The 25,204-nt window shown below is 75.4% G+C and carries 22 protein-coding genes; 14 read left to right on the plus strand and 8 right to left on the minus strand.

The features are described 5' to 3' along the window. Positions 1-927: serine/threonine-protein kinase (locus tag Ade02nite_RS07430; protein ID WP_203760793.1), on the minus strand; the 927-nt coding region annotated here is incomplete at its 3' end. 183 nt (positions 928-1,110) lie between these two features. On the opposite strand from Ade02nite_RS07430, the gene Ade02nite_RS07435 reads away from it, so the two are divergent. Then, the gene (locus Ade02nite_RS07435) at positions 1,111-1,542 is read left to right on the plus strand and encodes a hypothetical protein (RefSeq protein WP_203760794.1); all 432 of its coding nucleotides are present in this window, start codon (positions 1,111-1,113) and stop codon (positions 1,540-1,542) included. Positions 1,543-1,561: 19 nt separating this feature from the next. Here the strand turns inward: Ade02nite_RS07435 and Ade02nite_RS07440 are convergent, their stop codons facing one another. The 5 genes from Ade02nite_RS07440 to Ade02nite_RS07460 form a co-directional block, all read right to left on the minus strand. Further along, positions 1,562-1,969, minus strand: a complete 408-nt coding sequence (locus Ade02nite_RS07440) for a YkvA family protein (protein ID WP_203760795.1) — start codon at positions 1,967-1,969, stop codon at positions 1,562-1,564. Positions 1,970-1,973: 4 nt separating this feature from the next. After that, positions 1,974-2,687 (minus strand): AfsR/SARP family transcriptional regulator, encoded by a 714-nt coding sequence (locus Ade02nite_RS07445; RefSeq protein WP_203760796.1) that lies wholly within the window; start codon positions 2,685-2,687, stop codon positions 1,974-1,976. A gap of 93 nt (positions 2,688-2,780) precedes the next feature. Next, positions 2,781-2,984, minus strand: a complete 204-nt coding sequence (locus tag Ade02nite_RS07450) for a hypothetical protein (protein WP_203760797.1) — start codon at positions 2,982-2,984, stop codon at positions 2,781-2,783. Positions 2,985-2,986: 2 nt separating this feature from the next. Continuing rightward, complete coding sequence (locus Ade02nite_RS07455; RefSeq protein WP_203760798.1) at positions 2,987-3,736, minus strand: AfsR/SARP family transcriptional regulator; 750 nt, start codon at positions 3,734-3,736, stop codon at positions 2,987-2,989. 38 nt (positions 3,737-3,774) lie between these two features. Next, positions 3,775-4,959 (minus strand): prolipoprotein diacylglyceryl transferase family protein, encoded by a 1,185-nt coding sequence (locus Ade02nite_RS07460; protein ID WP_203760799.1) that lies wholly within the window; start codon positions 4,957-4,959, stop codon positions 3,775-3,777. 79 nt (positions 4,960-5,038) lie between these two features. On the opposite strand from Ade02nite_RS07460, the gene Ade02nite_RS07465 reads away from it, so the two are divergent. The 5 genes from Ade02nite_RS07465 to Ade02nite_RS07485 are packed head-to-tail and all read left to right on the plus strand — an operon-like array spanning position 5,039 to position 10,808. Then, on the plus strand, positions 5,039-5,656 hold the full coding sequence (locus Ade02nite_RS07465) for a Pvc16 family protein (protein ID WP_203760800.1): 618 nt from the start codon (positions 5,039-5,041) through the stop codon (positions 5,654-5,656). Beyond that, positions 5,653-6,450: a hypothetical protein gene (locus Ade02nite_RS07470; RefSeq protein ID WP_203760801.1), complete on the plus strand. Its 798-nt coding sequence runs from the start codon at positions 5,653-5,655 to the stop codon at positions 6,448-6,450. The genes Ade02nite_RS07465 and Ade02nite_RS07470 overlap by 4 nt, the downstream gene beginning before the upstream one ends. A gap of 14 nt (positions 6,451-6,464) precedes the next feature. Next, positions 6,465-8,381, plus strand: a complete 1,917-nt coding sequence (locus Ade02nite_RS07475; protein ID WP_203760802.1) for a phage tail sheath family protein — start codon at positions 6,465-6,467, stop codon at positions 8,379-8,381. Positions 8,382-8,394: 13 nt separating this feature from the next. Next, on the plus strand, positions 8,395-8,850 hold the full coding sequence (locus Ade02nite_RS07480; protein ID WP_203760803.1) for a phage tail protein: 456 nt from the start codon (positions 8,395-8,397) through the stop codon (positions 8,848-8,850). After that, complete coding sequence (locus Ade02nite_RS07485) at positions 8,847-10,808, plus strand: phage tail sheath C-terminal domain-containing protein (RefSeq protein WP_203760804.1); 1,962 nt, start codon at positions 8,847-8,849, stop codon at positions 10,806-10,808. Before Ade02nite_RS07480 ends, Ade02nite_RS07485 begins: the two co-directional genes overlap by 4 nt. A gap of 13 nt (positions 10,809-10,821) precedes the next feature. Here the strand turns inward: Ade02nite_RS07485 and Ade02nite_RS07490 are convergent, their stop codons facing one another. Beyond that, on the minus strand, positions 10,822-14,919 hold the full coding sequence (locus tag Ade02nite_RS07490) for an eCIS core domain-containing protein (protein WP_203760805.1): 4,098 nt from the start codon (positions 14,917-14,919) through the stop codon (positions 10,822-10,824). Then, positions 14,916-19,076: an eCIS core domain-containing protein gene (locus Ade02nite_RS07495; protein WP_203760806.1), complete on the minus strand. Its 4,161-nt coding sequence runs from the start codon at positions 19,074-19,076 to the stop codon at positions 14,916-14,918. Before Ade02nite_RS07495 ends, Ade02nite_RS07490 begins: the two co-directional genes overlap by 4 nt. Before the next feature lie 188 nt (positions 19,077-19,264). Between Ade02nite_RS07495 and Ade02nite_RS07500 the strand changes: the two genes are divergently transcribed. From Ade02nite_RS07500 to Ade02nite_RS07535, 8 genes are read left to right on the plus strand one after another with little or no spacing between them, the layout of a single operon-like run. Continuing rightward, a complete protein-coding gene (locus Ade02nite_RS07500; protein WP_203760807.1) occupies positions 19,265-19,597 on the plus strand; it encodes a hypothetical protein in 333 nt (110 codons plus the stop codon). A gap of 34 nt (positions 19,598-19,631) precedes the next feature. Next, on the plus strand, positions 19,632-20,111 hold the full coding sequence (locus Ade02nite_RS07505; protein WP_203760808.1) for a phage tail protein: 480 nt from the start codon (positions 19,632-19,634) through the stop codon (positions 20,109-20,111). Next, positions 20,108-21,277: a CIS tube protein gene (locus Ade02nite_RS07510; protein ID WP_203760809.1), complete on the plus strand. Its 1,170-nt coding sequence runs from the start codon at positions 20,108-20,110 to the stop codon at positions 21,275-21,277. The genes Ade02nite_RS07505 and Ade02nite_RS07510 overlap by 4 nt, the downstream gene beginning before the upstream one ends. Next, on the plus strand, positions 21,274-21,444 hold the full coding sequence (locus Ade02nite_RS07515; protein WP_203760810.1) for a hypothetical protein: 171 nt from the start codon (positions 21,274-21,276) through the stop codon (positions 21,442-21,444). The genes Ade02nite_RS07510 and Ade02nite_RS07515 overlap by 4 nt, the downstream gene beginning before the upstream one ends. Beyond that, on the plus strand, positions 21,437-22,528 hold the full coding sequence (locus tag Ade02nite_RS07520) for a phage late control D family protein (protein WP_203760811.1): 1,092 nt from the start codon (positions 21,437-21,439) through the stop codon (positions 22,526-22,528). Before Ade02nite_RS07515 ends, Ade02nite_RS07520 begins: the two co-directional genes overlap by 8 nt. Beyond that, positions 22,525-23,190: a phage baseplate assembly protein V gene (locus Ade02nite_RS07525; protein WP_203760812.1), complete on the plus strand. Its 666-nt coding sequence runs from the start codon at positions 22,525-22,527 to the stop codon at positions 23,188-23,190. Before Ade02nite_RS07520 ends, Ade02nite_RS07525 begins: the two co-directional genes overlap by 4 nt. After that, positions 23,187-24,812, plus strand: coding sequence for a hypothetical protein (locus Ade02nite_RS07530; protein WP_203760813.1), 1,626 nt, complete (start codon positions 23,187-23,189; stop codon positions 24,810-24,812). The genes Ade02nite_RS07525 and Ade02nite_RS07530 overlap by 4 nt, the downstream gene beginning before the upstream one ends. Further along, positions 24,809-25,204, plus strand: coding sequence for a GPW/gp25 family protein (locus Ade02nite_RS07535; protein WP_239168599.1), 396 nt, complete (start codon positions 24,809-24,811; stop codon positions 25,202-25,204). Before Ade02nite_RS07530 ends, Ade02nite_RS07535 begins: the two co-directional genes overlap by 4 nt.

A 25,204-nucleotide genomic window follows, 5' to 3' on the forward strand; every position in this document is an offset into this window, starting at 1 on the left:
AGATGGCCCGGCGGCCAAAGGCGCCCCGAAAGGCGCGGGATCGAGGGCTGCGGCATCGGAAGGCGCGGGATCGGAGGGTGCGGCTCCGGAGGGTGCGGCTCCTGAAGGCGCGGCCCCGGAAGGCGGCACGGCCGGCGCGGCGATCAGCGGCGTCACCGCCACGCCGCAGGCCCGCTGCGCCTCCCGCAGCTCCTCCGCGAACTCCGCCGCCGACGCCGGCCGCGCCGCCGGATCTTTCGCCAACGCGCGTTCCAGGACCGCGAAGACCGCCGAGGGGACGCCGGGCCGCAGGTCCGGGACGGGTTCGGCGCCGATGCGCGCGATCAGGCCGGCGACGCTCTCGCCCGGCAGCGGGACGAACGGCGCGCGCCCGCAGAGCCAGCGGTACAGCGTCGCCGCCAGCGAGTACACGTCCGAGGCGGCCGTCGCCGGCCGGCCGCGCAGCACCTCCGGCGCGGCGTACGGCACGCTCGCGGTGACCGCCTGCTGCTCGCGGGGCGGCTCCCGGTGCACCGGGCGGGCCAGCCCGAAGTCGGCGAGCTTCAGCACCCCGTACCGGGAGATCAGGATGTTGTCGGGTTTGACGTCGCGGTGCAGCACCCCCGCGCGATGCGCCGCCTCCAGCGCCCCAGCGATCGCGACCCCGCCGGCCAGCACCTCCTGCCACGGGGCCGCGCCCGCGCGCCCGGCCAGCGAGCCACCCTCCTCGTAGGCCATCAGGATGTACGGCGCGCCGGACGCCGTGCGGCCCGCCTGGTGCACGGTGACGATGTGCGGATGGCCGGAGAGGCGGCCCAGGGCCTGCACCTCGCGCTCGAAGCGCGCCTCGTCCACCCGTCCGGCGTCGAGGACCTTGACCGCGACGGTACGGCGGAAGCCGGGTTGCCAGGCGCGGTAGACGGTGCCGAACCCGCCGCGCCCGATCACGGCCGCGTCCGCGCAGCCCGGCACACCGAGAGACGTCGCCGAACCGAACCGCTGTCGGCGCAAGGCTTTCCTCCGGGTTACGGGAGCATGGCGGTTGCGATGATAGCCAGCCGCCCCAGGGGAGGAATTGGTGGCCTTTCCGGCACCTTTCCGGCGGCCGGGCGCCCTGGTTGTCTGCTTGCCATGTCGATTCTTCGCAAGAGCCTCGCCGGTGCGGCCGTGGTCGCCGCCGCGGCGGGCGCCGCCACCCTGATCAACCCCGCCGCCGCCCTGGCCAGCACGCCCGCGAGCTGCGGCAGCGTCCGCCAGATCGGCACCACCCGGGTGCTGACCGTCGGCGGCATGGAGGCGGCCTCGGTCAAGCAGTACTACGGCTGCGGCTACAACTACGCGTACATCTACGTGTGGCAGCAGTACCGCGACACCCACTCCAACTGGGACCTCTACGTGCACGTCATCGACCACAGCGACAGCGGCAGCGACTACGGCGTGGGCGAGCTCAACAACACCACCCGCGCCGAGCTGTGGGGCGCCCCGGCGGCGACCGCCGCGCACTGCACGCACGTCACCGGCTATCTCAACTCGACCGGTGGTTCCACCAGCACGGTCTGCTGATCGCGCCGGGGCAGCCGCCTCACTTGCCGAGGCCGGTGAGGCGGCTGAGCGCGGCGAAGCCGTCGTCGGTGCCGGGCCAGTGCCGGCGGACCGCGTCGAGGCCGGCGCGGCGGACGGTGGAGCGCAGCACCGCGGTCACGATGATCGCGTCGTCGGCGTAGCCGAGCACCGGGATGAAGTCGGGGATCAGGTCGAACGGGACCGCCAGGTAGGCGAGCAGCAGGGCGAGCCGGATCCGCACCCCGCGGGGGAGGGTGCGGTCGGCGGCCAGCCGGCGCAGCAGCCGGAGCAGGTCGGGCAGCAGCCGCAGCGCTTCCTTGAGCCGGCCCTTGTCGGGCTTGGCGATCAGCAGCGCGACCAGCAGGGCCACCCAGATCACCAGCAGCGCCACCGCGAGACCGATCAGGGTCCGCCACCACCAGTCCACGTCCTCATGATGGCAAAGCGGGGGCGCGGCGGCGGAAGGTGCCCAGCAGTTCGGCCATGCGGGGCGAGGGCTCGGCGCTCAGGTCGCGGCGCAGGGACGCGGCGTAGCGCTCGTACTGGCGTACCGCCTCGATGAGATTGCCCTCGGCCAGATGGCAGCGGATCACCAGCCGCTGCGCGCTCTCGCGCAGCGGCTCCAGGGCGACGGCGCGCAGGCCGAGCTGGATGCCGTCCGCCGGGTGGCCGGCCTCGAGCATCACCTCGCCGTCGCGTTCCAGGGCGGCCAGGCGCAACTGGCGGATGCGCTCGCGCTCGGTGTCCAGCCAGTCGTCGTACCAGTCGGGCAGCAGGTCGGCGAGCAGCGCCGTCCCGGAGCGCGGGCCGCGCAGGACGTCGCCCGAGTCGCTGAGGCCCTCGCGGACGTCGACCCAGACCTCGGCGCCCAGCCGGATGTGCGTCTTCGTGCCGTGCACCAGCTCGCACGGCACGTGGCGCAGCCGCCACATGGTGGTGCGCAGGTTGGCCTGGGCCCGCTCGGCGGACGCGTCCGGCCAGAGCTGACCGGCCGCGAAGCCGCGCTGGATCGTGGTGCCGGCCAGGGCGAGCATCGCCAGGAGCCGCTGGGGCGCCGGTTTGATCTCCACTGTGGCGCCGTGCACGCGCAGCTCGAAGCCGCCGAGGAGGTGCAGCCGGGCCGCGGGCGCTTCGTGTCCAGTCACAAGCCTCAGTGTCCGCACGGGGCGTCGTCGCAGCGTCGTCCCGGACGTCGCATCGGCGTCGCACCGGCGTCACGGCCGGCGGAGACGCGGGCGTCACGGCCCGCCGGGCCGGGTGGCGAGCAGCCGCTCCAGGCGGGCCAGCTCCTCGCGTACGGCCGCCACCAGCTCCTCCACGCCGCGGGCGGCCACCGCCGCGCCGCCCGGCACCGACTCGACGCGGCCGCGCAGCACGGGGTCGCCGGGCTCCAACCACACCCGGACGATGCAGGTCGCGTCGGCCGTACCGGGCTCACGCACCCCTACAGGCTGGCACCGGGGTGTCGCCGGGCCGTCACATGGGCCACCAGCGCGGCGAATTCCGGGCCGGGTGGCACGCCCAGCTCGTCGGCGAGCCGGCGGCGGAACTGCTCGTAGCAGGACCTCGCCGCGGCCCTGTTGCCCGCGGCGAGGTGGCCGCGGACCAGCAGCCACTGTGCGCTCTCGCGCAGCGGCTCCGAGCAGATGGCGAGCAGCGCGCAGTCGATCGCCTGGAACGGGTCGCCGGCCGCCAGGTGCCGCCGGGCGAGGTCCTCCAGGGCGTGCAGGCGCAGCTGCCGGTAACGCTCGCGGTGGACGAGCAACCACGGCTCGTCCCAGTCGGGCAGCAGGTCGTAGCGGAACAGGGTGGCCGCCGGCAGCGGGCCGGGCGGCGACGCGGGGCCGGCCAGCCGCTCGACCACCTGGAGGTCGACGTCCCACTCGCCGCCGAAGGCGAGCGTGCCGGCGTCGAGCACCAGGCGCTTGTGGAGCACGGACGGCAGCCGCCAGACCGCGCCGCGCAGGTTGGCCTGGGCGCGGGAGCACGTGTGCCCGGGCCAGAGCGAGCGGGCCAGCATGGCGCGGTCCTCGGTGCCGTCGTTGAGCGCGACCCGGGTCAGCACCCGCTGGCCGGTGCGGGAGACGGTCACCGGCGAGCCGTCGACGGTCATCGCGAAGCGGCCGAGCAGGCGCAGCCGCACACCCGGCGCGCGTGCGTCGCGGGGTGTGTCGCCGCTGCCGTCCCGTCGCACGCCGGCTCCCGTCTGTGAAGGACCACAGCGGCGGCGGATCAGACGCCGGACCGGTCGCCGAAGTAGTCTCCGCCCGTCCCGTTGTCCAGGGAATCAGGTGCCTCGACCACATGGTATCGGCCGGGCATCCGGTTTCGGCCGGGCGTGACCCGGTCGGGCAGTCGGGTCGGTGACACCACGGCGTGCACCGCGACACCGGTGCTGACCAGGGGGATCAAGCCGAGAGCGCGGGGCAGGCCGGTCACCGGGCGGCCCGGGTGCGAGAAGGACACGTGCAGGCCGTGCTCGCTCCACGAGGCGGCGAGGCGCAGCCCTTGCGAGGTCTCGGCCGTGGCCGGGCTCGCGCCGCCGGTCCGCGCGCAGCGGGCCAGCGCGACAATCCGGTCCCAGGTCTCGTCGAGGTGGCCCGGCGCGGCCAGCGGGTCCCGCCGCCGGCGGGACAGGACCACACCGGCGGCACCGGCCGCGACCAGCACACTCGCGGCGACGGCCGCCGACCGCCGGGTCCCGCCGGGCACGATCACCGCGCCCAGCCACGCGGCGGCGGCGAGCTGCGCGGCGCACGCCAGGCGGGTCACGCAGACACCGAGGACGGCCGGCCGGCGGTCGCCGCGCAGCGCCTCGGTGCCGAACCGGACGGTCGCGTAGGCGGCCAGGAACCAGGCCGTCGCCGTGCCCGGCGGCCCGGCCGCCAGGGCGAAGCCGGCCACCCCGATCGCGGCGAGCGCGGCCGCCTCGACCAGCGGCACGGGGAAGAGCCGCACGCCCGTCAGGCGCGGCGAAAGGCCCGGATAGGCGACCCCGATCGGGGCGGGGTGGCCGTGGCAGCAGCCGGCGGTCAGGCAGCCGAGCCGCCCGGCGGCGAGGAACGGGCACAGCGCCACCGCGAGCACGTCGAGGCCGGGCAGCAGCGGCGTCCCGGCGGCCCAGCGCAGCCCGGCGACCGCGGCGAACGCCACCGCCACGGACTCCATCAGCACGAGCGACTCACGGCCGGTCAGCGCACGCCGCAGCAGGCCCCAGGCGAACAGCGAGGCGGCCGCCACCGCGGCGATCGCGAGCGTGTCCGGCACCTCGACGCCGGCGCGGAAACCGGTCAGCAGTGCGACCAGCACGGCGACGTGGAAGCCGAGCACCCCGATCGAGCGGAACGCGGGCAGCACGCGGGCGCCCACCGTGACGGTGCGCCGCGGCAGCCGGTCCAGCAGCCGGTTGAGGTCCATCCCCGCACGGTCGCGCCCCGGCGTCACCGGGCCGTCGCCCGGTGACGGTGCGGTGACGGGCACGCCGGAGAGTCGCGGCGTGGCGAGATCGACGGTGGTCGCGGCGACCGTGCTGAGCGTGCAGACGCGGCTCAACCGGTCGTTCACCGAGCTGGACACGGCCGACCCGGACGCGTTCCGGGAACGGCCGACCGCCCGGATCGTGCGCACCGACGACTTCTGCAAGGCCGGCGACGCGAACAGCCCGATCCGCTACCCGACGCTGTCGATCTTCTGCTACCGGGTGGACGTCAACCGGACCATGCGCGCGCCCTGGGCGGCCGTGGCCTCGGTGGACGGGTCGGTGCACCTGCCGCTCGACGTCCACCTGCTGCTCACGCCGTGGGACACCGACGCCGAGGGCGAGCTGCGCATCCTCGGCGCGACCATGCAGTGCCTCGAGCAGTATCCGGTGCTCAGCGGCCCGGCGCTGCACCCGCTCGGCCGCTGGCGGCGCGGCGAGGCGATCCAGGTGCTCAACGAGGACCTGGTCACCGAGGACGTGATGCGCACCTTCGACACGCTGCCCAGCGACTTCCGGCTGAGCGTCTCGTACTGCCTGCGGATCGCCCGGATCGACGCGCCGGACGAGCCCGGCCACCCGGACGTGACGACAGTGGTGCGCGGGCTCGCGGCGAGTTCGGTGCCGTACCCGTGAGCACCGCCCGCTTCACCCCCGAGCGCTACGACGAGCGGATCGTCCGCATCGCCGCCGGCGTCGAGCCGCGCGGCACGCTCGGCGGGCGGGTGGCGGGGCGGCTGCGCGTGCTGGTCGAGGACGCGCCGAAGCCGCTGCACGCGTGGCGGCGCTGGCGGCCGGGGGAGACCCTCGACGACTTCCTGGGGCGGCTCGACCGGCATCGCACCGGCCGCTTCGCCCGGTTGCACGGCACCGGTCTGCGCGGCGGCGACGTGGTCCTGCGGCTCACCGAGGCGGGCGGCCGGGGCGTGGTGCCGCGACGGGTCGTGATCACCGTGCCCACCCCGGACACCGCCGGCGAGATGCACGTCGTCGAGCTGTTCCCCGGCGCCGCGGCGCCGCTGCCGTCGCGGTGCACCGTGGTGCGCGGCCGGGTGACCACCGGGGCGGCGGTGCCGGTGCGCTGGGCGCGGGTGCGGGCCACCGACGAGGACGGCGCCGATGTCGGCTGGGCGCACGGCGACGACCGGGGCGAGTTCGTCCTCGTCGTCACGCCGGCCGAGACCGCGGTGGGCCCGGCCGACGACCCGTACGCCGTGCGGCTCACCGTCTCGGCGGCGCTGCCGGCGCGCTCGCCCGATCCGGGGGATCCGCTTCGGCCCACGGTCGACCCGCTGTGGGACCTGCCCGCCGAGCCGTTGCCCGCGGCCGGCTCCGGGCGCCTGCCGCTGCCCGGCCAGGCGCAGTTCGGCCCGTTTCCGTTCGATCTCCCGCTCGGCCGGGAGACCTCGATCCCGATATCCGTTCCGTAGGGGAGATCGCCGCGATGCCCGAGTACCTCGCCCCCGGCGTCTACGTCGAGGAGACCACCTTCCGGTCCAAGTCCATCGAGGGGGTGCCGACCAGCACCACCGGCTTCGCGGGCGTGACCCGCTACGGGCCGGTGCAGTACGTGGCCGGCGCCCGGCCCGGCCCGCGCTCCACCGAACCGCGGCTGATCACCAGCTTCACCGAGTTCGAGCGGGTGTACGGCAGCCTCGAGGCGATCGCCGTCGACCGCGGCGACGGGCAGCCGGCGAGCGAGTCGTACCTGGCCCACGCGGCCCGGGCGTTCTTCCTGAACGGCGGCCGCCGGCTCTACGTGAGCCGGGTCTTCGCGCCGCGCGACCCCGGCGGGGGCGGCGCGCTCGACTTCGGCCTCGCGTCGCTGCCGGTGGCGTTCGGCTCCGGCGACTCGGCGACCTGGCGGGCGCGCTGGCCCGGCGCGTACGGCAACGCGCTGCTGACCGTCCGCCCGGTGCGCAAGCGCAACTGCGCCGTGCAGCACCCCGACTTCGGCACCCAGGCGACCGGCCTGACCCGCGGCGCCGTGGTCGAGATCGTGGAGCCGCCGGTGCCGCCCGCCACGCTGCCGCGCGACCAGGACGACCTGGTGCCCGCCACCCTGGCCGTGGTCGGCCTCGACGAGACCACGGTGGACGCCGCCGGCCGCCCGCGGCAGGTCTTCCTCGGCACCGGCGGCCCGGTGCCCACCACGCCCACCTCGATCGTCAAGGAGGTGGTGCTGCGGGCCACCGTGCAGCCGTCGCCGGAGCGCGTCGACGTCTACGACGACCTGGCCACCCACCCGGCCCAGCGCCGCTGGATCGGCCGGATCCTGCAGGCCGACGACCCCGAGGACGAGAACGCGGTCCTCTTCGCCGACACCGAGGCGCCGGACGACCCGGACGACGACGCGACGCTGACCCGGGCCGCCGAGCTGGTCGCGGCGCTGGTCACCCCGATCACCGGCGTACGCCTGACCGGCGGCCACGACGGCGTCATGCCGACACCCGGCGACCTGCTCGGCGACGCGGCCGACCCGGACGTGGCCACGGTGAAGGCGACCGGCCTGACCGCTCTGGGCGAGGTGGACGACATCGCGATCGTGGCGCTGCCCGACGCCGGCACGTACGCCGACCTGACCAGCTGCGAGGTGGCCGCCGGCTTCCTGATCGCGCACGCCGAGGAGCTGCGCTACCGGATCGCGGTGGTGGACGCGCCCCGGGCCAGCTCGATGACCGAGGTGCGCGACTTCCGCGGCAAGTTCGACAGCACCCGGGCCGCGCTCTACCACCCGTGGATCGAGGTGCTCGACCCGTTGCAGCGGCCGGCGCAGGGCGCTCCGCAGCGCCGGGTGCTGCTGCCCCCGTCCGGCTTCGTGACCGGCATCTACGCCCGCACCGACGTCAGCCGCGGGGTCTTCAAGGCGCCCGCGAACGAGGTGGTGCAGGGCCTGACCCGGTTCGAGGCGAACATCAACAAGGCCCGCAACGACGTGCTCAACCCGGAGGGCATCAACGCACTGCGCTTCTTCGAGGGTCGCGGCAACCGGGTGTGGGGCGCCCGCACGATGACGTCGGACCCCGAGTGGGTGTACGTGAACGTGCGCCGGCTGTTCATCTACCTCGAGCACTCCATCGACATCGCCATGCAGTACGCGGTCTTCGAGCCGAACAATCCGCAGCTGTGGGACTCGATCCGGCGCACCGTCGAGGACTTCCTCTACGTGCAATGGCTCTCCGGCGCGTTGCTGGGCACCACGCCGGACGAGGCCTTCTTCGTCCGGTGCGACCGCACCACGATGACCCAGAACGACCTCGACAGCGGCCGGCTCATCTGCCTGGTGGGCGTGGCACCGACCAAGCCGGCCGAGTTCGTCATCTTCCGGATCGGCCAGTTCACGGCCGACGCGCGGGCCTGAGGAGGGCTGACAGATGCCGGTGCAGCGCGACGACCCGTACGGCGCCTTCAACTTCCTGGTCTCCCTCGGCCCCGGCCAGGGCGGCGAGGGCTCGGTGGTGGGCGGCTTCTCCGACGTGAGCGGCCTCGGCTTCGAGGTGCAGTACGCCGAATATCGCAACGGCAACGAGAAGGTCAACACCGTCCGCAAGATCCAGAACTCGTTCAAGGTGGACGACGTCACCCTCAAGCGCGGGCTGATCGGCTCGAACGACCTCTTCGCGTGGCTTCAGTCGGTGCGGCAGGGGACGATCGACGCCCGCACGGTCACCATCACCCTGCTCGACGAGGCCCGCAAGCCCGTGTCGAGCTGGAAGCTGCTCTCCGCCCAGCCCAAGAAGTGGACCGGGCCGACCCTTGCGGCGAAGGGCGGCACCGAGACCGCGATGGAGGAGCTGGTGCTCAACTACCGGGACATCGAGTACCAGTGACCCTGCTCGGCGCGCCCGGCGTCCGGGTCGCCCCGCCGGAGCCGCTTCGCGCGATCACGGGGGTACGCCGTGACGTGGCCGCGTTCGCCGGGGTCGCGCCCCGCGGCCCGTGCCGGGAGCCGGCCGCCGGCGGCGCGGTGGCCCGGTCGGTGGCGGTGCCGGTGACCAGCTGGGACGAGTACCGCTACCGGTTCGGCGGCTACGAGGGGCCGGGCCGGTTGCCGTACGCGGTGGCGGCCTTCTTCGCCCAGGGCGGCGAGCGGGCGTGGATCGTGCGCGTCGTGCACCACTACGGGACCGTGGACGACGACGGCGGGCGCGCCACCGGCCCGCTCGGCGCGCTGACCGTCACCGGCGGCGACCCGATCGAGCTGTCCGCGCGCGACGAGGGCCGCTGGGGCGACCGGGTCCGCTGCCGGCTCACGTTCACGGCGCAACCGTTGCCGGTCCGCACCGCCACCCCGGGCGAGCTGCTGGTGACCCCCGGCCGCGACGTGCCGGCCGGCTCGCTGCTGCGCCTGCGGCTGCCCGGCGACGAGCGGCGCCTGCGCTTCGTCGAGCGGGTCGACGACGTCCCCGACCCGGACGGCCCCGGCGCCCTGCGCCGCCTGCTCCTCGACCTGCCGCTCGACCGGGCCACTGACGACTGCGACCTGGTCACCGCCACGCTGACGACGGTCGACGCCGACCCGCTGCTGCCGCGCACCGAGACCCTCGCCGGGCTGGGGCTGCGCGCCGGCCACCCGCGCTGGCTGGCCCGGGTGCTCGCCGCCGAGTCGGCGCTGCTGCGGCCCCTCGACCGCTGGGCCGGCGGCACCCTCGACCTGGCCGGCCTCGACCCGGCCCTGCCCCCGGCGGAGGCGGTGCTCGCCGGCGGCCGCGACCGCTGGGACGAGATCGTGCCGGAGGACTTCTGGGACGCCCGGTGGGTCCCCGGCGACGAGCGCCCCGGCGCGGGCGTGCACTGCCTGGCCGAGAACGACGAGGTGGCCCTGCTGGTCACCGCCGACCTGTACGACCCGTCGCCGCTGCCCGCCGCCGGCCAGGACGTCGGCACCCCGCCGACGGTGGCCGGCCCGGACTTCGCGGTCTGCGTGGACGTGGCGGACCCGTCGCCGCCGGCCACGCCGCCGCCCGCCGGGCTCACCGGCCTCGCCCTCGACCCGCTGCTCCCCGCCGACCTGGCCCGGATCCTCGCGTGCCAGCGGGAGCTCGTCCGCTTCGCCGAGGTCCGGCGCGACCTCACGGTGCTGCTCGACGTGCCGCTCGGCCTGCCGCACCGGCGGGTGCTCCAGTGGCGCGCGGCCTTCGACACCCCGTACGCGGCCGCCTATCACCCCTGGCTCGACGTGGCCGCCCCCGACGACGCCCGCGACGCCCTGGTGCGCGTGAACCCGTCCGCCTTCGCGGCCGGCATCATCGCCGACCGGGAACGCCGCCGCGGCGTCGCCACCGGCCCCAGCAACCAGACGGCCGCCGGCGCCGTGCGCGCGAGCACCCTGGTCACCGACGACGAGCACGATCAGCTGCACCCCGAGGGCGTCAACGTCTACCGCGCCACCCGCGACGGCCTGCGCCTCACCGCCGCCCGCACCCTCGCGCGCGACCCCACCCTGCGCCAGCTCAGCGTCGCCCGCCTGATGACCGTTCTGCGCCTCTCGCTGGAGCGCGAGCTCGACTGGGCGGTCTTCGAGCCCAACGGCGACGCCCTCTGGTCCGAGGTCCGCCGCCTGGTCACCAGCTTCCTGACCCGCCTGTACGCCGCCGGCGCCCTCACCGGCGCCACCGCGCGCGAGGCCTTCTTCGTCCGCTGCGACCGCACCACCATGACCCGGGCCGACCTCGACGCGGGCCGCTTCGTCTGCCTGGTCGGCGTGGCCCCGGCCGAGCCCCTGGAATACCTGGTCCTCCGCCTGACCCGCGACCGCGACGACACCGTCCGCGCCGAGAACGCCTGAGGCGGGCGATCGGTCACAGCAGGGCCATCACGGCCGCGGTGAAGTCCTGGAGCCGCTTGGTGGTGACGGTGTGCGGGTGCCGGCCGGTCCGCAGGGTCATGGACTTCAGCAGGTCGCGCAGCTTCTGCTGCTTGACCGCGTCGGTGCCGCCGAGGATCTCCGCCTCGGCGCGGTGCAGCACGTCCACCGCGCCGGACTGGGCGTCCATCCAGGCCGGATCGAGGGTCTTCCGCTGGATTCGTGCCTCGAGCAGGTCGTCGAGCCGGCGCCGCACCTCCTGGCTCGCCTCGAAGCCGGGCACCTCCGGCGGTGGGGCGACCGGCGCCCGCCCCGGCTGCGGCGCCATGAGGTCCTTGAGGCGGGGCGGAGGCTGGACGTTGTTGCCCTCGGGCGGGGCGCCCGCCGGCTGCACCCGCAGCTTCGGCGCGCCGAACTGCTCGGCCCCCGGGAAGACCGACATCTCGTCGGTCACGAAGCGGGCGTTCACGTCGGCGACGCCGCCCTCGACCACCACCTTGAACTCGAACATCCGATGGATCTTGCCGTCTTTGATCGCGTCGATCCGGTAGGTCCGCTCCACCAGCGTGCGGCTGGGCGCGGTGTACACGGTCGACGTCGTCGACAGGTAGGTGACGCCGGCCGGGGCGTTGTCTCGCAGCCGCCGCAGGTACGTCTCGATCCCGGCCCGCTCGATGGCCTGGTTGACCCGCGGGGGAGCATGAGCCGGGCTGTACGGGCTGTCGAACCCGAGACCCGGCGAGGCCGCGCCGTGTGAGCGCTCGGTGCCCGCCGCCGCGTGCTCCGGGCCGACGTCGGCCCGGCTCATCAGGACGGCCTCGCCCGCGGTGCGGTTGCGCTGTCCCGACACGCTCGGGCCGATCGGGTGTTCCTCGATCACGGCCTTGGTCACCGGATGCTTCCACACCCGGGTGCCCGAGGGAAGCAGGAGGACCTCGCCGTCCTCGAGGTCGGGGAAGGTCCAGAACGGATCGCCGTCCTCGTCGACCGACGGCCGAAGGTCGTCGATCGTCACCCGCTTGTAGCGCCATCGCGTCTTGGTGACCGGGTTGATCGAGCCCTCGGGCGGTGAGTTGCTCGGACGTTCGATCAACTCCGGCCGTGATCCCGGATACTGCCCCCGGCGCGCCTCGCGCCATCCGGCCGGCAGCGTGGCGTCGAGGTAGTCGGCGGCCTTGCCGTGGCTCTGGAACTTGAGCCAGTCGAGCGGGCCGAGCGGGTCGCCGCCGTCCGGCTTCGCTCGCTGCCGCGCCAGATATTCGCCGTACGCCGTCCGCAAGGTCTTGTGGTCGGGTGAGAAATGGGTCCCGGCCTTGTCCAGGAGATCCTCGGCGATGCGGGGAGCCGCCGGGGCGTCGGCTCCGGCGGTGCCGCCGGGCGGGCGCACCACGATCAGGCCGTCGGCGCCCTCGTGCAGGGCGACCGGCGGATGCCCGCTCAGGTCGCCGCCGCGGAAGGCGTCCTTCGCCGAGATCGTCGTGATGGTCCCCTGAACGAGCAGTTGGCCGAGGGCCAGCGCGGCGCGGGCCGCCGTGTCGGGGGACCGGGCGTCGCCCTTGATCGCCAGCTTGGCCAGCTGGAGGGCGGTGTCGCCGGTCATCACCAGCAGAGTCACCACGTCTGCGGCGGCCGCGCTCCGGTTGAGGAAGATGTAGCGGGCGTTGGCGCCGAGCTTTGCCAGACCGCTCACGCCCTGGCGGGCGCTGTTGGCGAAGATGGTGGACGTGCCCGCGCCGGCGGCCGACGCGACGATCTGAAGGGCGTTGAGCGCGAGCCGCTTCGCGGTGAGGCGGCCGCGCTCGTAGGCGTCCACCGTGTCCACGACGGCCGTCGCCGCGCCCACGACGGCCGAGGCGGTGAGCAGGTAGCCGCCGGCGGCCACCACGCCCGGCGTGGCCGCGCCGGCGGTGACCAGGATCAGGCCGGCGGCGGTGAGCGCGAGCGCGAAGAGGGCGACCCAGTCGGTGAAGTCCATGTCGCTATCGGTGTCGAACGACTGGCGGGGCCGGCCCGGCGGCTGGACGTGCAGGCGGCCGTTCGGCCAGTGCTCCTCGTCGTCGGCGAGCTGCTTCAGCAGGTTGTCGACGGCCGCGTCCCGGTCGGCGTTGGTGGTGTCGTACTCGAAGGTCTCCTCGGGGTTGGTGATGTCGCGCAGCGTCCAGTTGGTGCCGCCCTCGCTGAAGAGCCACAGATTGAGCGGCAGCGCCACGATCTTGCCGAGACTCTGCGGTCCCGAGACGAACAGCTCGCGGCGGACGTAGGCGGCCTCGGGGTGGAAGACGGCCGGCAGCCGGACGGCACCGCCCTTGGCCCGTTGCTCGATCCGGGCGACCGCGTCCTCGACCTGGCCCGCGTACGTGATGCCCTTGGCCAGCTCGTCGCCGCCCGCCTTGCCGTGCAGCTGGGCGACCACCCAGGTGTCGAACGCCCGGGACAGCAGCTCGGTGGCGGACCGGAGGCGGGCGAGGTCGCCGTGGTAGGCGCGGGCGCGCAGGGCGCCGATCGGAGCCCGCAGGCCGGCGGGTATCGCGCCGAACGACGTCGCGAACCGTGCCAGCGCGTCGTCGATCGCCGTCCCGGTGCCGGCTCCCGGCTCGCCGGCCTGGAGTGCCGTCGCGCGGGCCACGACCGCCAGCGAGACGGCGGTCCACGCGTCCGCCACCGTCGTGGACAGCAGCCCTGCGTCGACGGCCCTGCGGCGCAGGTCGGCGCGTTGCAGGGTCAGCCCGAGCCGCTCCAGCAACGGCGTGTTCGCCGGCTGCCCGGCGAGCTGCTCCGGCGCGGCCTTCTCGGACTCGCCGGCGAAGTCGAACGGCGCCACATCTATCGACCGGTGCAGCTCGACGACGTGGCCCGGCGCCAGCAGCACCCAGGCCGTGATCTCCCGGCGGCCGGGAAACATCAGGGTGACGGGGAATGTGCCGGTGCGCCGGTGGACCGTGAGGTACCGGGTGGAACGCGAGCCGTCCGGGAAGGGCTCCTCGACGGCGACCGCGGTCAGCCGAGGATAGTCGGGCGAGTTGACGATGAGCTGGTCGGCCGGTTGCCGGACCACCTGCTGGACCGAGGCGTCGGCGTTGGCGGCGACGGCGATCGGCTTCTTCATGCCGGCCACGAACTTCTCGGTCTCGCCGGTGACCACCACGCGCAGGTGGTTGCCGGCCAGGTAGTCCGCGATCTCCTCCTGGGACATCGCGGCCGGCGTGCCGCACCGTTGGAGCCGCAGGCCGCCGCCCGCGCGGGGCCGGTGGTGCAGGCCGAGGAGCGCGTGCCCGGCGGCTGTGTCGGCATCGCTCTCCAGGGCCGGGTCCGGCGTGGTGGCCGCCGACCGTTGCTGGAGAACGTGCGCGGCCTCGTGGGCCAGCAGGGCGCGCCGGCTGAGCGGCGGGGCCCCGGCCGCCTCCGCGCCCAGCACGATGTCGTCACCGAGCGAGAAGGCCAGCGCCGCCTGGCGGGCTGCCGCGTCCGAGGCCGCCGCGCCGCGATGCACACGGATCGCGGAGAGATCCTGGCCGTAGGCGTGCTCCAGCCAGCTCCGGTCGGACCCGTCGAGAGCCTGCCCGCCGCCGAGCCGTGGCACGCCAGCCTCCGGCGGGCGACCGGATCCGTCGGGCTTGCGCAGCACGCGGGCCGCGCCGGCGAGCCCGGCGGGAGGTAGCGGGAAGCCGGGCGGCAGCCGCGGCACCTCGCCGGTCGCCCGCCACTGGCGCAAGCCGTCGCGGGCGCGTTCGACGAGTGCCGCGCGCAGCCCGGGCAGGCCCGTTCCGGGCACCATCCGGTCTCCGTAGCGCGCCGCGACGGCACGGAGATCGGCCAGCGGGCGCACCCGGAAGCCCTCGACGTAGCGGGAGATCCACGGACAGTCGCGCCCCTGCCAGGGCGTGTCGCGCATCTCGTCGTCCACCATGGCCTCGAGCTCGGCCTTGAGCCGATCGAGGAAGACCGACCGGCTGGTGGCGCCGGCCGCCACGCCGTCCTCGACGATGAGCAGCGCGGCCTCCCACGCGGAACTGTGCCCCACGCGCTGCTGGGGTTCGGGTGTCGGCGCCGGAGCGGGGGAGCGGGGCGTGACGTCCCCGCCCGCCTGAGTCATGGGGTGCCACCCTGCGGCGCCGCCCCGGCCGAGGCCCGGGTGTACGGGACGCCCTCGAAGGTCACCCGTACGACGCCCGGGACGGTGAAGAGCTCCCGCAGCATCGCGTTCCGGGTGGCCACGCCCGGGTCGGAGGCGTAGTCGAGGGCGATGGTGCTGCCGGGCGGCAGGTTGGTCAGGTCGTCCGCGGCCTCCTCGGCGTGGTCCTTCGCTGCCTGCCTGGCCCTCTTGGACACGCCGTTGGGGTCCAGCTCGCCGCCCAGCTCGTACGTCTTGCGCTCGATCCACAGACGGCCATCGCGCTCGACCGGGCGAGTGCCGGTCGCGTCGATCATCAGGTCGCGGGGGAGCACCGGCGGGACCGCGTCGTCCGGGATCGTGGTGTCGTCGCCGCCGGTGACGACGCGGCCCTTCAGGAAGACGACGCGCAGGCTGACCCGGCCGGCGCCGCGGGCCAGGGCCTCGTTGAAGTTGCCCCGGGTCGAGGAGATCCAGCCCTGTTCGAGGCGGGCGGAGAGGGCAAGCGCGTTGTACTGCTCCAGCATGGCCCGCCGTTCGGGGCCGGTGAGCTCGCCGAACTCCTGGGCCCGCGCCCGCTCCACCACCTGGAGCAGCATGGCCCTCGTCTCGATCTCGGCCCTCGTCACCGGGCCGTCCTCCGGCGGGTGGTCCCTCGCGTACTGGCGCGCCTTGGCCAGGAACGTCTCCCAGCCGGCGCCGGGTCTCGTCACCGGCTCGAAGGCGGGGCCGGCCGGCGGGCGGGGGCCGACCAGGCGGTCCAGGCGGGTGTAGCGGGCGTCGTACGGCAGCTTCCGGATCGCCTTGGCGAGCGCGTCCCTCGCCGCCGGGCTCTGGGCGGCCGCCTCGTCGAGGCCGCGCAGCACCCGCTCCACGTCCACCTGGGCGCGGGCGAGCCGGATGCCTGTGGCGTCGCCGGGCTGCATGTGCACGAGCTTCATCAGCATCGCGCCACCGTGCCGGCCGACCAGCTCGCTGGCCGGCCGGCTGCGCGCGAGCACCGAGTAGAACGCCGACGGCTGCGAGTGCACCCCCGAGTCGGTCAGCGCCCGCAGGAAACCGGCGACGTTCTCCGGCGGAGCGGCGGCCAGGATGCCGGCCTTCGTCGTGGCCCGGAAGCGGCTCCACGACATGAACAGGCGCAGACCGGCCTCGGCGGCCGGGTCGGCCAGCGCCGATTCCAGGGCGAGCGTGTGCGCCCGGACGGCCTCGAAGGCGACCGCCGGGTCGGCGTCCGGCGCCGCCCGCGCGGCCCGGGCCTCGGCCAGTTCCGCGAAGGCCCGCAACAGCCGTGCCACGAGCGCGGGCTCACCGGCCGCCCGGCTCTCCAGCCGGGCCGCGAGGTCAGGCGTGACCGTCTGGGCGCGCACCGCCTCGAGGCCGGCCGCGACCGTGGCGTCCTTGGCGGCCAGTGCTTCCAGGGCCGGTGTCGGCGTGGTCGCCGGCTTGGCGGGGCCGGCCCGTTCCACCAGGGAGACGGTGCCCCGGCCGGGCACGGACACCTCGACCACCGGCTGGCCGGTGACCTCGCCGGCGACCGCGGTGAGCCCCTGCGCCTCCAGGAAGGCCCGCACGGCCGCCGCCTTGCCGGGCGTGATGGTCCAGGTCGCCGGGTCGCCGGTGGCCCGCAGGTCGGTGGCGGGGTCCAGCCCGAGCCGTTGGAGCAGTTCGGGCACCGGAACGGCCTCGGCCTGGGCGGCCAGCCCGGTCAGGCCCTCGCGCAGCGCGGTGAGGCCGGTGTCCGGGTCGGTGGAGGCCTCCTCGTTCAGCTCCCGCAGCCGAGCCTCCAGGTCGCCGGCCCAGGCGGTGATGTCGGTGAGGTCCTTCTCCCGGGCCTGCGGGTTCTGCTCCATCCGCAGGCGCAGCCGTGCCTCCAGCTGGGCGCGCTCCGAGTCGAGCAGCCGGTAGCGCTCGCCGTAGCGCTGCCGGAACCGGATGAGCGCCTCGGCGCCACCCCGGCCCAGCTCGCCGCCGGCGGCGTGGACACCCTCCAGCATCGACGAGAGCGGCTTCATGGCGAGGCTGAGCCCGGCGAGCATGACGAGGTTGTGCGCGGACATCGTGCCGATCTCGGACCAGGTCATCATCCGGCCCTGGTCGACGAGGAAACGCAGCACACCGTACGCCTGGAGGGTCGCGTAGGTGCTGCCCGTCCGCGCGCCGGTGGAGAGCACGGTGCGGGCCATCGGGGTGAGGGTCTTCAGCCACGCCGACCGGCCGAGCGCCCCCTCCACGGCGGAGCCGACGCCGTGCAGCACGCCGAAGAGGGCCAGGTTCCACACCAGCTCGGTGAGGAACCCGCTGAGCGTCGGCCCGGGGGCGAGGCCGGGGAACGCCGACTGAAGTCCCATGTGGACGACGGTGAAGACGATCGCCTCGCCACCGATCTTGGCGACCAGGCCGATCTCGAGCACCACGGCGGCCTCGGCGGCGGCCATCGAGGCGCTCGCCCCGGCGGCCAGGGCGGCGCTCTCGGTCGCCGCGGCGGCCCCGGCGGCGGCTCCCGCGATGGCCACCCCGACTCCGGCCGTGACGGCCGCCGCGAGCAGCAGCACGACGAAGCCGAGGATGAGGTGCGACCGCGAGATGATGTCGGGGATGGAGGCGTAGAACTCGCTGAGCGCGGGGTCCTCGCGGTGGTCGCGGACCAGCAGGCGCAGGTACGGCTCGTCACGGGCCAGCGAGGCGGCCTTCATCTGGCCGAGCCGGTCGGCGATCCGCAGCACCCCCTCGTGCCCCCACATCGCGCTGTTGGCGCGCAGCATCTCGTAGACGCCGAGCGCGATGTCCCATTCACCGAGCGCGTCCAGGCTGGTGGCGATCAGCTGGGCGCCCTCGGCCCACGCGCGCCGGCCGGCGCGGACGTCCTCACCCCGTGCGGCGGCCGCCTCCAGCTCGCTCGCGGCCGTGGTCAGCTTGTCCAGCTCGGCGGCGAGCGCGGACGCCCAGTCCCGCATCTCGGTGACCGCCGGGGCGATGTCGTCACCCTTCGCGGCGCGGTCCTGGTGGTACTGGATGAGCAGGCGCATCAGCCGGGCGTCCAGGGCGGCGCGCGCGGCGTCGGCCTCGGCGAGGAGCCGGCCCTGTTCCGGCTCGAAGAGGAACGCCGCCGCCTTGGCGTAGTCCCAGCGGACGGTGTCGATCTCGGCCTCGGCCCTGCCCAGCTCGTATCCCCGCCCGGCGATCGCGGCGTGCGACTCCGTCTCCCGCTGCCGCCGCTGTGCCAGGTCGAGCAGGGCGTCGTGGGCGCGGCGCTGCGCCTCCTCGGTGCGGGGCAGCATCCGGGAGAGCTCCACCGGGTCGCGTCCCTGCCGGATCCCGGCGCCCAGCACGAACGGCGCGGCCGCGCCGAGGTCCTGCCGGGCCATGGCGAGCATCAGCGCGGGCGCCATCAGGTTGCCCACATCGTTGCGGAAGGTGACGTTCAGGTCGCCGGTGAGCTGCTCGATGCGGTGCTGCCGTGCCTCCAGCACGGTCAGCCTGGCCAGCAGCTGGTCGGCGGGGAGCGCGCGCGCCGACGGGTCCGGTGCCGGCAGCGGCGGGGTGCGCGGCGGCTCCGGCTCCTCGCCGAGGCGCAGCAGCGGGCCGGCGTCCAGGACGAGCCGGTCGGTCAGCGGCACCACGTCGAGCAGGCCGAGCGGCATCAGCTCGCCGCGTTGCTCGTACTCCTCCCGGGTCGGCAGGGCGCCGATGTCGTCGTAGGTCGGCGCGGTGCACCGCTGCAGTCGCAGGCCGTGGCCGGTGGAGACGCGGGGCGGCGGCAGCGAGCGGGCCAGCGCCGGGTCGAGCAGCAGCACGGCGGCCAGGAAGCCGGCGCGGTGCGCCTCGTTCTCCAGCCCGGCCCCCGCGGCCCCGGAGCCCGCGCCGCCCCGCTGCTGCCGCACGTGCGCCAGCTCGTGGGCCAGCAGCGCGTCCCCGGCGGGCGTGCCCGGCCGGTAGGCGCCGCGCGCGAACGCGACGTCGGTGCCCTCGGTGACCGCGAGGGCGCCGTGCCGCGCCGCGCGGTCCGCGGCGTCCGGGCCGGTGTGCAGGACCGTCCCGGACAGGTCGCCGCCGACGATCGCCTCCATCCGGGCGCGCTCGGCCCCGGCCAGCGCCCGGCCGGCCGGCGGCTCCGTGGCGCTCGCTGGCCCCTGCATGCCGTCACGATCGGGCATCCCCATCACCGGGCCGTCACCGCGTTTCCGCCGCCTGACCTCCCCTCCTCGTCGGCCGCGGCGCACCCTTCCCGCGTGACCGAGCGGCAGCACCGCGAGGACGCGGCGGGGCGGGCGCGCTGGGCCCGCACGGTTGCACGCCGCGCACACCGGCCGACCAGGCCCGGGCGGTGCTGGACCAGTTCGCCGCCATGCCGTCCGCCGCGCAGGAGGCCTTCGTCCTGACCAACTACAAGCCCGGCAGCTATGCCGGGACGATTCGCGACCGGCTGGCGGCGCTGCCGGCGCAGGAGCGCACCGGCAAGTACCGCGACACGATCCGGCGGCTGCTGCGCCTGGTCGAGCGGCAGGAGGTCCGCGCCTCGACCGGGAAGACCGATGCCCAGCTCGCCACCGCGCAGGCAGCCTTCATGGACGCCGAGGCGCTGCGCGTTGCCGCGCGCCATCGGTCGCCCGCGGTCCGGGACGCGGTCGCCGCCGCTCGCCGGCCGCCTGCGCCGTGACGGTGCGGTGACGGCCCCGGCGCAGCGTAGCGGCGTGGCTGACGTGCTGCTTACCACCTTCCGTTTCGAGGTGACCTTCAACCGGGTGGCCGGCGCCGGGGCGCAGCGGCTCGGTGACGGTGGCTTCCAGGAGGTCACCGGGCTGGATGTCGAGATGGACGTGAAGGACTACGAGGAGGGCGGCCGCAACGACGGGATCGTCCGCCGGGTGGGCCGGGCCAAGTACTCGCCGCTGGTGTGCAAGCGCGGCATGTTCGGGCCGGAGGGCGGCGACGCGGTGCCCGAGCTGTGGCAGTGGTTCCAGGACATCGTGGCCGGGGTGCGGCCGGTGCGCCGCTACGACGGCACGGTCGTCGTGCAGGACCAGCGGGGGCGGCCGGCCGCGGCCTGGCTGTTCCGGGCGGCGCTGCCGGTGAAGCTGGTCGGCCCGCAGCTCAACGCGCGCACCGGCGAGGTCGCCGTGGAGGAGCTGCACCTGGCCCACGAGGGGCTGCTGCTGGAGGGCACGGCATGACGACGCTGGAGAAGGCCGTCCTCGAGGAGCTGGGCAAGGACGGCAAGGTGGTGCCCGGCAGCGCTGTCGCCGTGCAGTTCAACCCGGCCTCGCTGAAGCTGCAGATGACCAACAGCACCGACGGCGCCGCCGCGCGGGGACGGCAGGTGCAGCAGTACAACGGCTCGGCCAGCACCTCGCTGTCGGTGCAGCTGGAGTTCGACACCGCCGACGAGGGCACCACCGACGAGCCGGCCGACGTGCGCGGCCGCACCTCCCAGGTGGCCCGCTTCGTGCTGCCGGGCGCCCCCGGCTCCAAGAACGCGCCGCCGCGGGTGCAGTTCCGCTGGGGCACCGTCATCGTCGGCGGCGTGATGACCAGCATGTCCGAGGAGCTCACGCTCTTCTCGGGGCACGGGGTGCCGCTGCGCGCGGCCGTCGCCATCGACATCAAGCAGCAGAACCCCGAGTTCGAGGCGCTGGAGGCCGGGCCGGGCGCCAACCGGGACACCGGCGCGCCACCGGCCGGTGAGCCGGGTGCCGGCACAGCCGCCGCCGACGACCGCACGGCCGAGGCCCTCGACGGCGAGTCGGCGGCCGACTTCCTGGCCCGCAACGGCCTCGACCCGGCGGCCTGGCGGGCCGTCGCCGGGCTGCTGGACGACCCGCTGTCGCTCTCCGCGGGGCTGGCCGTCGACTTCTCCGGCTCGCTCTCGGTCTCCGCCGGCGTCGGGGTGTCGCTCGGCTTCGCCGCGGACCTGAACGTGCCCGCGGGCGCCTCGCTGGGGCTGGAAGGTGGCGCCTCCGCGGGGCTGGCGCTGGCCGAGGCCGGCGGGGTGACCGCCGCGGCCGAGACGCTGGCGGCCGGTGCGGCGACGGCCGAGGCCGACCGGGCGCGGGCCGCGTTCGGCGCGCCGGCGAGCCCGCGGCCCGCACCCGCCGCGGATCCGCGCGCCCCGCTGAGCACGGCGCCGACCGCCCGCACGCTGAGCCCGGCGCCCGCGGCGCCGCGGCCGCTGCCGCCCCGGGCCGACCCACGGGCGACCAGCTTCGGCCGGGGTGTGCCGCTGCGCGACCGGGTGGCGCCCGCCGAGGCCGCCCCGGGCACCGGCGGCTGGGTCGTGATCGGCCCCCGGCCCCCGGCGGAGCCGGCGCGGCCGGCCGGATCGGGCGGGTGCTGTCGATGACCGTGCACGTGGGAGAGCTGACCTCCGAGGTGGTCGCGGCCGGCGAGCCGCCCACGCGGGCGCCGGAGGTGTCGATCTGGGAGGAGCGCCAGCGCCTCCGGGCCGCGCTGGAACGGATCGAGCGCGACCGCTGCCGCACCGCGACCGGAGAGGACGGCCATGACTGAGCCGGCCGTCCACCCGTACTCCTCGCACGCCCCGGTCTTCACGGTGGGCGGGCGCACCGACGGGCGCCTCGGGCGCGACCTGCTGCGGCTCGACATCGAGGAGGGCCCGCTCGGGCTGCGCACGCTCGTGGCGCACCTGCACCCGGTCGGCCCGGACAGCGACGGGTCCGCCGAGTCGCTGTCCTATCTGGACGGCGAGCCGCTCGACTTCGGCACGCGGCTGACCGTCACGCTCGGGCCGCCCGGCGGCGAGCGCCGGGTCTTCCAGGGCACGGTCTCCGGGCTGGAGGTCACCTTCGCCGAGGGGGCCGCGCCGCACGTGACCGTCTTCGCCGAGGACGCGCTGATGCGGCTGCGCCTGGCACACAGCACCGTCTCGTACGAGAACACGACCGACGCCGGGCTGGCCGAGACGGTCGCCGGCCGGCACGGGCTGGGCTCCGCCACCGACGCGGACGGGCCCACCTACCCGCTCGTGCAGCAGTGGGACCAGTCCGACCTGGCGTTCCTGCGCGAGCGGGCGCTGCGGGTGGCCGCCGAGCTGTGGGCCGACGCCGACGACGTGCTGCACTTCGCCACCCGCGACAAGCGGCCCGGTGCGAGGTTGCGGCTGGTGCAGGGCAACGAGCTCATCGAGGCGCACTGCCGCGCCGACCTGGCACACCAGCGCGCCGAGGTGCGGATGCTCGGCTGGGACGACCAGGCCGCCGCCGAGGTCGACGAGGCCGCCGGCGAGGACGTGGTGACCGCCGAGGCCACCGGCGGGCGTAGCGGGCCGGGGATCGCCGCGCGGGTGTACCACGGCCCCCGGCTCACCCGGTCGCGGCGGGACGCGCCCGTGGCCGGCACCGGGCAGGCGTACGCCCGGGCCGAGATGCTGCGGCGCGCCCGTGGCTTCGTCACCGTCGACGGCGTCACGGCCGGCACGCCCGACCTGATGCCCGGCGCGCATCTGGACCTGCGCCGGGTGGGCCGCCCGTTCGAGGGCGACGGCTACCGGGTGGTGCGCTGCCGGCACAGCTACGACCCGTCGATCGGCTACCGCACCGCGTTCCGCGCCGAGCGGCCGGAGGCCCGGTCATGACCGCCGACCGCTGGTACGGGCTCTTCCCGGCCACCGTGCGCACGCTGGCGGGCGACCCCGAGAAGCGGCAGCGCATCGAGGTGAGCCTCGACTGGCTGCCCCGCTCCGACGGCGGCGGCCCGGTCACGGCCTGGGCCACCGTGGTCAGCCCGTACGCCGGCGCGGACCAGGGCCTGCGGATCCTGCCCGAGATCGGCTCCACGGTCGTCGTCGGCTTCCAGGCCGGGTATCCCGACCGCCCGTACGTGCTGGGCGGCACCTGGAACGGCACCGCGGCCATGCCGGACGAGCCCACCGACGCGAACGACCTGCGGGTGCTGCGGACCCGCTCCGGCACCCGGCTGGAGTTCGACGACACACCGGGCGCGGTGGCCGTACGCCTCTCGGTCGCCGGCCCGGACGGGCCGATGCACCGGCTCACCCTCGACGACGCGGCCGGCACCGTCACCATCGAGTCGGCCAGCGGCGCCACCATCACCCTCGACGCGAGCGGCGGCGTGGCGGTCAACGCGGCCTCGACCGTCGACATCACCGCCGCTGCCGTCAACGTCCACGCCGCGACCAGCACGTTCGACGGTCTCGTCACCTGCGAGGGCCTGGTGGCCAAGGGCGGCGGCGTGGTCTCGCCCTCCTACACCCCCGGCGTCGGGAACGTCTGGTGAGCGCGCCGACGGCCCACCGGTGGCGGCTGGTGGCCCCCTGGTACCGCTGGGAGCGGCGCGACGGCGCCGAGCCCGGGCGCAAGGACGGCGCGGCCCGCCCGGCCCTGCACAAGTACACCTCCACCGCGTACGTGGCGGACTTCCTCGCCGACCCCCAGCGCTCGGTGACGTTCGGCGACGTCGACCAGTACCAGGAGATCGAGACGATCCCGCACGAGCCGCTGCCCACCGACCCGCGCAAGCGGCGGCGCTTCCTGTCCGCGACCCGGTTGCGGCCGAGCGGGGTGCGCAAGCTCTTCCCGATCGCCCACCAGCGGCACTACGTGGTCGCGGTCGGCCTGCACTGCGACGAGCCGGGCTTCCCGCGGGTCGACCCGGCCGACGTGGCCGAGGCCGGCTTCGTGGTGCGCCGGCAGCGCGCCGCCATCCCGGCGGGGCAGGAGAAGAAGGCGGCGGAACTGCTCGCCGCGGTCACCGCCGCCCAGGCCGGCGAGCGCAGGGCGGAGCTGGCCGCGGCCCGCGACCGGGCGCGGCGGCTGCACCCCTTCGGCGCCGCGCGCGACGCCGTGCGCTCTCCGTCGGCGGCCGCGGCCGCCGCGCGCCGCGACCTGGAGGCCGCCCGGCGCGAACTGCGCGTGTGGGCGTCCGCGGTGGGGGTGGACCGGCGGACCGAGGCGTGGGTGGACGCCGGCGACGGCGATTTCGGCCAGTGGGTGCCGATCGACGACGAGCCGGCGGAGCTGATCGAGCGGCGCTACCCGCTGCGGCTGCTCACCGCGCCGGCCGCCGACCCGGACCACGCGGCCCGGGAGGGCACGATCTACTGGGGCACGGTGCCGGCGTCGAGCGCCGAGGTGAGCCGGGACGGCAGCGCCCGCTTCACCGAGCTCGGCACGTACGAGATCCGGGCCTTCGCCCGCACGCGCGGCTGCGGCGGCTGCCCGGGCCCGCTGGTCTGGTCGGCGGCCTCCGAACCGTACCGGCTGGCCTCCTTCCACGACCCGGACGGCTGCTCCCAGCGTCCCGTCGAGATCCGCCTGCCGGACTTCGCCCAGCTCGAGGCGTCCGGCGCGACGCCGTCGGTGCGGATGAGCTCGCCGCCCGGCTCGTCGTTCGAGTTCACCGAGGACGGCAAGGTCCCCACCAGCGGTGGCGTCCGCGAGAAGGGCGAGGTCTGCTTCTTCGCCCTGCCGCTGATCACGATCGTGGCCATGCTGGTGCTGAAGATCTTCCTGCCGCTGGTCACGCTGATCTTCGGCCTCTTCTGGATGCTGAAGCTGAAGTTCTGCATCCCGCCGAGCGCGGAGCTCGAGGCCGGGGTCCAGGCCCAGCTCACGGTGATCGAGGGCGGTATCCAGGCGTCGATCGAAGCGGACGTCGACGTCGACGTGGACGTCCGGGTGAACCAGCCGGCCCTGGAGACCGCGCTGCGCACCGGGCTCGACAACTCCCGGCCCGGCGCCCTCGGCACGAAGCTGACCGCCGACTACACCAACGACCCGCTCTGCGAGCTGCTCGCCCGGCAGGGCTACGGGGTCGCCGAGGGCGAGCCGTTCCCGGTCTTCGGCACGGCGCCCGAACACACCACGCCGGTGCGGCGGGACGAGGTGGTGCACCCGTGACCGTCAGCCCCGCGCGGCTCGGCTCCGGCTGGGCCTTCCCGGTCCGGCCCCGCCCGGCCACCGGCGACCTCGCCTACGCGGCGGGCGCCGAGAAGGTCCGCGAGGCCATGCTGCTCGTGCTCCTGACCGAGCCGGGCGAGCGGGTCATGCGGCCGGGCTTCGGCTGCGGGCTGCGCCGCTTCCTCGGCGAGCCCAACACCGTCGCCACCCGCGCCCGGCTCACCCGGGAGGTCACCGCCGCCCTGCAGGCGTGGGAGCCGCGGGTGCGGCTGCGCGAGGTGACCGCGACACCCGGCGACGACCCGGCGCTGGTGCTGCTGACCGTCCGCTACGAGCACGTGCGCGACGGCAGCGCGGGCGTGCTCGTCCACCCCTTCTCGCTGGAGGGCTAG

Source organism: Paractinoplanes deccanensis (assembly GCF_016862115.1).
In the GTDB taxonomy this organism is placed as follows: Bacteria; Actinomycetota; Actinomycetes; order Mycobacteriales; family Micromonosporaceae; genus Actinoplanes; species Actinoplanes deccanensis.

Excerpts from the sequence above, each read along its gene's own strand:
- Ade02nite_RS07435 (WP_203760794.1), top strand. The coding sequence starts at position 1,111 with ATGTCGATTCTTCGCAAGAGCCTCGCCGGTGCGGCCGTGGTCGCCGCC.
- Ade02nite_RS07460 (WP_203760799.1), bottom strand. The coding sequence starts at position 4,959 with ATGGACCTCAACCGGCTGCTGGACCGGCTGCCGCGGCGCACCGTCACG.
- Ade02nite_RS07475 (WP_203760802.1), top strand. The coding sequence starts at position 6,465 with ATGCCCGAGTACCTCGCCCCCGGCGTCTACGTCGAGGAGACCACCTTC.
- Ade02nite_RS07480 (WP_203760803.1), top strand. The coding sequence starts at position 8,395 with ATGCCGGTGCAGCGCGACGACCCGTACGGCGCCTTCAACTTCCTGGTC.
- Ade02nite_RS07490 (WP_203760805.1), bottom strand. The coding sequence starts at position 14,919 with ATGACTCAGGCGGGCGGGGACGTCACGCCCCGCTCCCCCGCTCCGGCG.
- Ade02nite_RS07495 (WP_203760806.1), bottom strand. The coding sequence starts at position 19,076 with ATGCAGGGGCCAGCGAGCGCCACGGAGCCGCCGGCCGGCCGGGCGCTG.
- Ade02nite_RS07510 (WP_203760809.1), top strand. The coding sequence starts at position 20,108 with ATGACGACGCTGGAGAAGGCCGTCCTCGAGGAGCTGGGCAAGGACGGC.
- Ade02nite_RS07515 (WP_203760810.1), top strand. The coding sequence starts at position 21,274 with ATGACCGTGCACGTGGGAGAGCTGACCTCCGAGGTGGTCGCGGCCGGC.
- Ade02nite_RS07520 (WP_203760811.1), top strand. The coding sequence starts at position 21,437 with ATGACTGAGCCGGCCGTCCACCCGTACTCCTCGCACGCCCCGGTCTTC.
- Ade02nite_RS07525 (WP_203760812.1), top strand. The coding sequence starts at position 22,525 with ATGACCGCCGACCGCTGGTACGGGCTCTTCCCGGCCACCGTGCGCACG.